Source organism: Caulobacter sp. LARHSG274 (assembly GCF_052871235.1).
In genome coordinates this window covers 22,876-29,190 of sequence record NZ_JBIXJO010000032.1, presented here as the reverse complement: position 1 = coordinate 29,190, position 6,315 = coordinate 22,876, and the positions used below count along the sequence as shown (strand labels likewise).

6 protein-coding genes and 2 pseudogenes are annotated in these 6,315 nt (G+C 68.0%); 2 read left to right on the top strand and 6 right to left on the bottom strand.

All coding sequences use genetic code 11. From position 1 onward, the window contains the following. Positions 1-133 (bottom strand): annotated as a pseudogene (locus tag ACIPQB_RS25570) (IS630 family transposase); the annotation flags it as partial. Positions 134-324: 191 nt separating this feature from the next. Here ACIPQB_RS25570 and ACIPQB_RS25565 point away from each other — a divergent pair. Next, on the top strand, positions 325-483 hold the full coding sequence (locus ACIPQB_RS25565) for a hypothetical protein (protein WP_446488063.1): 159 nt from the start codon (positions 325-327) through the stop codon (positions 481-483). Positions 484-549: 66 nt separating this feature from the next. Then, a complete protein-coding gene (locus ACIPQB_RS25560; RefSeq protein ID WP_446488062.1) occupies positions 550-1,251 on the top strand; it encodes an HAD family hydrolase in 702 nt (233 codons plus the stop codon). 178 nt (positions 1,252-1,429) lie between these two features. Here ACIPQB_RS25560 and ACIPQB_RS25555 read toward each other — a convergent pair whose 3' ends face one another. The 5 genes and pseudogenes from ACIPQB_RS25555 to ACIPQB_RS25535 form a co-directional block, all read right to left on the bottom strand. Beyond that, positions 1,430-2,572 (bottom strand): acyltransferase family protein, encoded by a 1,143-nt coding sequence (locus ACIPQB_RS25555; RefSeq protein WP_446488061.1) that lies wholly within the window; start codon positions 2,570-2,572, stop codon positions 1,430-1,432. 6 nt (positions 2,573-2,578) lie between these two features. Beyond that, positions 2,579-2,682: pseudogene (locus tag ACIPQB_RS25550) on the bottom strand (hypothetical protein); the annotation flags it as partial. A gap of 7 nt (positions 2,683-2,689) precedes the next feature. Beyond that, positions 2,690-4,078: a peptidoglycan DD-metalloendopeptidase family protein gene (locus ACIPQB_RS25545; RefSeq protein WP_446488060.1), complete on the bottom strand. Its 1,389-nt coding sequence runs from the start codon at positions 4,076-4,078 to the stop codon at positions 2,690-2,692. 226 nt (positions 4,079-4,304) lie between these two features. Next, positions 4,305-5,000: a response regulator transcription factor CtrA gene (gene ctrA, locus ACIPQB_RS25540; protein ID WP_446488059.1), complete on the bottom strand. Its 696-nt coding sequence runs from the start codon at positions 4,998-5,000 to the stop codon at positions 4,305-4,307. A gap of 428 nt (positions 5,001-5,428) precedes the next feature. Continuing rightward, a complete protein-coding gene (locus ACIPQB_RS25535) occupies positions 5,429-6,199 on the bottom strand; it encodes a LytTR family DNA-binding domain-containing protein (RefSeq protein ID WP_446488058.1) in 771 nt (256 codons plus the stop codon). Positions 6,200-6,315: the final 116 nt, after the last annotated feature.

Below are 6,315 nucleotides of genomic sequence, written 5' to 3'. Positions count from 1 at the left end.
CCGCCAGCGCCACCCAGCGGATCGCCGACGATATGCTGACCTTGAACCGCGCCGCCGCCTGGCGGCGAGATGCGCCCGCCACGACTTCCGCCACGACCCGCTCGCGAAGACCCTTCGAATGCGCCGCGCCCATCCAAACCTCCCAAATCAGAAGGCCTCAAGGGACTCATGATCCCACGACGAAGGGAATCCTCCCTCCGATCACAATCGATTCAACTCAACGGGCGAATGCTCTAGCGAAAAAAGCCGGCCAGCCGCCGGAACCCCCCGCGCCCCTCCTCGTTTGGAGCTGTCAGGGCGGGGCGCCCCCAGCTGTGCCGGTGCATGTCCGACCACCAAGACGACTCCCCCGACGCGCCCGCCGCCGCCGTTTCGGCGGCGCTGACCGAGCAGATGCTGCATCTGCTCAACCGCTTCCATGAGGAGCGCCGCAAGCTGGAGCAGCGCACCTTCAGGTTCTACGAGGACGACGAGGAAGGCTGACCGTCGCCGAGGCTTTTCGGCCGGTCCCCGCCGTCGTATCACCGGCTCCGACCTGGAGAGCCCTGCATGCCCGTCACCACCGTCGGCGTCGACGCCGACGACACCCTCTGGCACACCGAAACCCTCTTTCGCCTGACCCACAAGCGCTTCGTCGAGCTGCTGGCCCCCTATGGCGACGAGGCGATGATCGACGCCAGGCTGGCCGAGACCGAAAAGCGCAACCTGCGGCTCTACGGCTACGGGGCCAAGGGCTTCACCCTGTCGATGATCGAGACGGCCATGGACCTGACCGACAGCCAGGTCAGCATCGGGGTCATCCGCCAGATCCTGGCCGCCGGTCGCGAGATGCTGACCGAGCCGGTCGAGCCCCTGCCCGGCGTCGAGCATGCGCTGGGCCAGCTGTCGCAGCGCTACCGCCTGGTGCTGATCACCAAGGGCGACCTGCTGCACCAGGAGCAGAAGCTGGCGGCCTCGGGCCTGGGCGACCTGTTCGCCGCCGTCGAGATCGTCTCCGAAAAAGACGCCGACACCTATCGCCGGGTGTTCGCCCGCCACGGCTCGGGGGCCGAGCAGGCGGTGATGGCCGGCAATTCGGTGCGCTCCGACATCCTGCCCGCCCTCGAGGCCGGCGCCTGGGCCGCCCTGATCCCCTACCCCCTGGTCTGGGCCCACGAGGCGGCGACAGCGCCGAAGGGCCACGGACGCTATGCCGAGTTGGGCTCGATCGCCGAGCTGCCGGCCTGGGTGGATGAGGTCTCCGCCACCTGAGGGAGTCTCGCTAGAGCATGTTGATTCTAGATCAAAGCGCTCTCCCCCTCTTCCGTTTTCCCGGCGAAGGCCGGGACCCAGATTCATCCGGAGCGGCTCGTGGGTTTCACCTGGGCCCCGGCCTTCGCCGGGGAGACGGGGATTTGGGACGCGCGATTCAGCTTCGAGGAAACGTGTTCTACGTCCGGGACGGCAGCCTCTTGGGCAGGGAGGTCTTCCCCAGCCCGCCGATCCAGTCCCGCGCCGGCCGCTCGAACAGCACCAGCGACAGATAGGCGATCGGGACCAGCAGGGCGATCCATAGCAGCACCCACAACCGCATGGCGTCGCCGTTCAGGTGCAGGACGCCCACCCCGACCCAGTTCAGGGCCATTTTCAGGGCGATGGGGTGCAGCAGGTAGAGCGAGAAGCTCAGCTGAGCCCAGGGGGCCAGGCGGCGGCTGACCGGCCCCACCGGCCCGGCGGCGTCGGCGGCGATGCCAGCCAGGCCCAGGGCGTAGATGATCAGCAGCAGCACCGTGCGGTCCAGGCGCAGGGTCGAAGCGGCCAGGAACGCCGCCAGCAGGCCCCACATCCACAGCCGCGCCCCGGGCAGCCGCGCCAGGACGCCGCGCAGCTGGAACCCCAGCATGCCGATCAGGAAGCCCGGCAGGGCCCGCAGCACGCCCAGGTTCCAGGTCCACTGGTGGAACGGCATGTCGCCGTCCGGATGCAGCAGCAGCACCGCCAGGCTGGCCAGGGCCGCCAGGGCGGTGACCACCGCCCCGCGCGCGGTGATCCAGAACAGCAGCGGCAGGGCCATGTACATGCCCATCTCGGCGCTGATCGCCCAGCTGGCGAAGTTCCAGGTCTGGGCCCGGCAGGCCCCCCAGGCGTGGATGAAGGCCAGGTTGGGGATCAGGCAGGCCAGGTCGTAGCGGCTGGGGTCGCGGTCTCCGCCCCAGCCGGTCACCCCCGCGGCCCAGACGGCCACGAACACCAGCATCGTCGCCCAGTGCAACGGTCCCAGCCGCGCCACCCGCTTCTTCAGGAAGGTCCCGTACCGCCCCCAGCTGTTCAGCCGGCCGCCATAGACCGCCGCCATCACATAGCCGGAGATCAGGAAGAACAGGTCGACGACCAGGCTGAAGCCCTTGATCATGTCATCGGCCAGCAGCCAGCGCCCATCCAGGTTGATGTAGCGGTTGAAGTGGAACACCACGATCATCAGCGCCCCGACGATGCGCAGGGCGTCCAGATGCAGCATCTGGTCGGAATCGGGCTCAAGCGGCGGGAAGATTTTCACCCGGCCAGGGATGGAATGCCCGGCGGCGGCGGTCAAGCTCAGTGCATCCTTCGAGGCCCGCTGCGCGGGCGCCTCAGGATGAGGAGCCTGGTTGCACAGAATTCCTCATCCTGAGGTGCGAGCCGAAGGCGAGCCTCGAAGGACGCAGCGTCCCTACCGGAGCGTCGGCCCCTTGCTCCTGTCGAGGCTGGCCAGGGCCAGTTTCGGGGCCGAGGGATCGGGCGCGCCGGCGTCGGCCAGCAGGGTGTCGATATGGGTGCGCTGGGCCTTGAAGCGGGCCAGTTCGCCGCCGGCCAGGATGGTGCCCTGCGGCACCTTGGCGCCGATCGGGTCGACCCGCTGGCCGTTCAGCCAGACCTCGTAGTGCAGGTGCGGCCCGGTCGCCAGGCCGGTCGCGCCGACATAGGCCACCACCTGGCCCTGGCGCACATGGACGCCGGGACGGATGCCCGCGGCGTAGCGCGAGATGTGGCCGTAGCCGGTGTCCCACTGGCCCGAATGGCGGATGCGCAGCCAGTTGCCGTAGCCGCTCCAGCGGCGGGCCTCCAGCACCACGCCGTCGCCGGCCGCCAGGATCGGCGTGCCGGTCCCCGCCCCGAAATCGACGCCCTGGTGGGCGCGGGTATAGCCCAGCACCGGGTGCTTGCGCGGCCCGAAGGTCGAGGTGATGCGGGCCCCGTCGACCGGAGTGCGCAGCAGGAAGCCCTTGATGTTCTTGCCCAGCTCGTCGAAGAACTGCGGCTTGCCCCCATCCCCATTGGCGGGCCCGTCGCGGTCGAAGGCGTAGAACTTCTGGCCCTTGACCTCGGCATATTCCAGGTCGCCGACCTCGACCGTGCGGCCGCTCTCGGTGACCTTGCGGTCGAACACCAGGCAGAAGCGGTCGCCTTCGTGGATGTCGCGCGAGAAGTCGATCTTGTGGGCGAACAGCTGGGCCGCCTGGCTGATCACCGCCGGGGTGCCGCCGACGTCGGCCACGCTCTCATAGAACGAGCCCTGCATCTGGCCGCAGGCGACCTTGGTCTCGTCGCTGACCTTTTCCTCCAGCTCCCGCAGCTTCATCGCCCCGTCGAAGGTGCGCGAGACGGTCAGGGTCGAGGACGGGCCGGTGCGCATCGACAGGCCGACCAGGCGGGCGGGGCCGGCGCGGCCGGGCCGGCGCTGGGCGATGGCGGCCTCGAAGGCCATGCCGGCCTTGATGTTGACGGTGTCGATCGCCCCCTGCAGGGCGGCGACCACCTGGTGGGCGTCGTTGGGGGCGACGCCGGCCCGCAGCACTGCGCCTTCCAGGGTCTCGCCCGGGCGCACCTGGACGGGGACCGATTGCGGGCGGTCGAAGCCCGGCTGGGCCTCGGCGCCGGCGAAGGCGGCGTGCTGCAGCGAGGCCAGGGCGGCGGCGTCGAGCGGCGGACGGACCACCGGGACCGGCGCGTCGGGGGCCATCAGCTTCCAGCCCAGGGCCAGGGCGGCCACGCCGGCGATCGCCGTGAACACGCGCGGCGCAAGGCGCAAGGTCGGTCGGCGCGGATCGAATTCCTGCATCAGGCCCCCGTATTGGTGCGATGCCGCGTGCGTCGGTCAGGCGCGGCTGGGACGCCCCCCAGCAAACCCGCGCCGGAAAATGGCCGATGACTCCATCTTCGGGCAAGGACTATTCGGTGCTTCGGGCGATTTGTCACGGACAGGGTTAATCCCTTGTACCGACAAAGAAAAACGCCCGCCTTCGAGAGGCGGGCGTTCAACTTTTCAGGTCCCGTGTCCGGACCGATTACGCGGCGTTGACCTGTTCGTTTGGGTCGCGCAGCACGTAGCCGCGGCCCCAGACGGTCTCGATGTGGTGCTTGCCCTGGGCCGAGGCCGCCAGCTTCTTGCGCAGCTTGCAGATGAAGACGTCGATGATCTTCAGCTCCGGCTCGTCCATGCCGCCGTACAGGTGGTTGAGGAACATCTCCTTGGTCAGGGTCGTGCCCTTGCGCAGGGAGAGCAGCTCCAGCATCTGGTATTCCTTGCCGGTCAGATGCACGCGGTTGCCGTTCACCTCGACCGTCTTGGCGTCGAGATTGACGATGATGTCGCCGGTCTTGATCACCGACTGGGCGTGACCCTTGGAACGACGGACCACCGCGTGGATGCGGGCGATCATCTCGTCCTTGTGGAACGGCTTGGTCATGTAGTCGTCGGCGCCGCCCGAGAAGGTCTTCACCTTCGTATCGATTTCGGCGCTGCCCGACAGGATCATGATCGGCGTGTTCACCTTGCCCACCCGCAGGGTGCGCAGGACATCCAGCCCGCTCATGTCCGGCAGGTTCAGGTCCAGCAGGATCAGGTCGTAGTCATAGATCTTGCCCAGATCCACGCCTTCCTCGCCAAGATCCGTCGTGTAGACGTTGAAGCCTTCAGACTTCAGCATCAGCTCGATGGTCTGCGCGGTGGCGCTGTCATCCTCGATCAACAGTACGCGCATGCAGCCCTCCCCGCCCTTAGGCGGCATTATTCGACAGCTAGGCGGAGACCGCCGGTGAAACCCGTCCTGCACTCTGCCGGACAGTTAATTTAAGACAGGTTAATGGTGAATGATCTCGTGTGGGAAATGGTTAATCTGATTTGCGAATCGGGTGCAAGCGGTCAGCGACTCGTTTGGCGCTTTGGTCGCAGGGGCCTGTGGATCGTTCGTCAAGACGATTCCTTTTGCCCTAAAGCACGGAATTCGGGGCCCGAACAGGGTTGAGCGACCGCCGCTTTTGCGACCTTCAGGCGTCTGGCGTTCACGTGTGAGGCGAGATTGCGGCGTTCTGTCGCGAGAATTTTAAGGCCGCGCCGGCGCTTGAAAACGCCTCGCCCGACCGACACCCCTTGGCGAATTCCTGGGCTGCGACGCCCCGCCGCGGGGGATCAGGCTAGATTGTCGTCGGCCAGCCAGCCGGCCGCGCGAAGCTTGGCCACCGAGGCGCGGCTGACGGGGGCTGTTTCGCCGTCGATCAGCCGCAGGCGGAGGTTCCGGCCGTCGCGCTCGACGCCAACGATCGCCCGCCGCGCCACCCACCACGAGCGATGGGTCTGCAACCCCTCGACACCCGCCAGCCCCGCCATCACCCGACCCAGAGGTCCCATCTCCAGCCGCGAGCCGTGCTCGGCGCGGATCCGGACATAGTGGTCCTCCATCCGCAGATAGAGGATGGCGCCGGGATCGACGGTCGGCGGCCCGGCGTCGACCGGGACCAGCGGCGCGACGCCTTGCGAGAGCCTCCGCACACGCAGGAAATAGTAGATGATGACGATCGGAGTGGCGGTGGCGACGCACTGGCCGTACCAGGCCAGCGGCGATACGGCGTGAGCGATCTGCGGCCAGAAGGCGACGGCGGTCGCGCGTAGCGGCGGCGCCTGTATCGCGCCTCCGAACAGGATGACGAGGGGGACCGTCGCCCAGTCCGGCGCGCCGATCCGGCGCGCGCCCGCCGCGGCCAGTCGCGTCAGGCAGCCGAACAGCAGAAACCCGCTGAGCATGCCGCCGACCCAATAGGCGATCCGTAGGGGCGGGTTATCGTTGAAGAAGCTGCCGAACGGCCCCATCAGCCCCAGCAGCAGCCCGATCCCTACCCCCACGGCCAGGTCGACCGCCCATTCGCGAGGCGTACCAAGCAAGGATGAAGCGTGAGCGGTCATGCCCTTTCTATAGAGCGGCGTCGGGCGGAGTCGCCAGTACGGACCGTTCGCCGCCTCACGAACCCATTCGCCCATTCGCGCAGGAGCGCTGGCGAGCCGCTATCCGGGCCGTCACA

Bases quoted from the DNA above. Each gene is read 5' to 3' on its own strand.
- ACIPQB_RS25535 (WP_446488058.1), bottom strand. From the start codon at position 6,199: ATGACCGCTCACGCTTCATCCTTGCTTGGTACGCCTCGCGAATGGGCG.
- ACIPQB_RS25565 (WP_446488063.1), top strand. From the start codon at position 325: ATGTCCGACCACCAAGACGACTCCCCCGACGCGCCCGCCGCCGCCGTT.
- ctrA (WP_446488059.1), bottom strand. From the start codon at position 5,000: ATGCGCGTACTGTTGATCGAGGATGACAGCGCCACCGCGCAGACCATC.
- ACIPQB_RS25560 (WP_446488062.1), top strand. From the start codon at position 550: ATGCCCGTCACCACCGTCGGCGTCGACGCCGACGACACCCTCTGGCAC.
- ACIPQB_RS25545 (WP_446488060.1), bottom strand. From the start codon at position 4,078: ATGCAGGAATTCGATCCGCGCCGACCGACCTTGCGCCTTGCGCCGCGC.